Below are 571 nucleotides of genomic sequence, written 5' to 3'. Positions count from 1 at the left end.
CGCCTCAGCAGTCTCAGTCTCTGGTGGCTCGACCGGAGCACTCTCCTTCTTCAGCCGCTCGCCGATTTCGCGGAAGGCGCTGCGTTCCAGGGTCGAGAGGCCCTTGTCGTTGGCTGGCTGCCGATGTTCGGCGAGCCGGATCACCTTGTCGGCAAAGCGCCGCTCCTGTTTCGGCACGATGGTCAGCGCCGGCACCTCGCCCTTGAACGGATCCGATGCCTGAGCGTCCTCGGCCCTGGGCTCCTCAGCCTTCGGCTGTTCGGGCGCGGGTTGGATGACTTGCGGTTCCGGCGTTGCCGGCGCCCGGCCATTGGGCACCAGCGCCATGCCGATGGCCTCCGGATCGACGACCGCGTCGCTGGCGCGGGCGACGCCGAAGCCGCGGAAACCCTCGAAGGCGCGGCTGCGGCCATAGACAGGCAGCGCCGCCAGGTCGACGGGTATCTTCAGATCGGTGCCGACGACCGGCCACAGCACCGAGCGTCCGGACCAGGTATCGCGCCGTTCGAGGAGCCCCGATATCTCGCCCGAGGGGTCGAGGCCGAATGTGGCGGCGACATCCCTGAAGCGT

At 68.7% G+C, this 571-nt stretch carries 1 pseudogene; it reads right to left on the bottom strand.

Going from position 1 to position 571, the window contains the following annotated elements:
- Positions 1-571, bottom strand: a pseudogene (locus EN914_RS37720) (PAS domain-containing sensor histidine kinase); the annotation flags it as partial.

This window comes from Mesorhizobium sp. M7A.F.Ca.CA.001.08.2.1 (assembly GCF_003998455.1).
In the GTDB taxonomy this organism is placed as follows: Bacteria; Pseudomonadota; Alphaproteobacteria; order Rhizobiales; family Rhizobiaceae; genus Mesorhizobium; species Mesorhizobium ciceri.
The sequence above is the reverse complement of the archived record's forward strand: the minus strand, read 5'-3'. Positions and strand labels throughout refer to the sequence as shown.